This window comes from Citrobacter sp. TBCS-14, from assembly GCF_005280805.1.
GTDB lineage: Bacteria > Pseudomonadota > Gammaproteobacteria > Enterobacterales > Enterobacteriaceae > Citrobacter > Citrobacter gillenii.
Genome location: NZ_SZWM01000608.1, coordinates 1 through 244 on the forward strand (window position 1 = coordinate 1; position 244 = coordinate 244).

Annotated in this window: 1 pseudogene; it reads right to left on the minus strand. The window is 56.1% G+C overall.

From position 1 onward, the window contains the following. Positions 1 to 244: pseudogene (locus FDX22_RS20230) on the minus strand (serine/threonine transporter SstT); the annotation flags it as partial.

The window sequence follows — 244 nt, forward strand, 5'->3', positions numbered from 1 at the left end:
GTCAATTGGGTTGGAAACCATGCTCATCAGCAGGCTACGCATCACTTCAACAATACCGGATGGCGGCACGATATCGCCAGCGCTGCTGGAAAGGTGCAGTGTCGACGGGAAGGCGAAGCTGAAGACGACGGCTGCTAACGCGGCTGAAAACGTTCCGAGCAGGTAGAGGAACAGGATGGGGCGGATGTTGGTTTTTTGCCCGTGCTGGTGGTTGGCGATAGAGGCCATGACCAGCATCAAAACC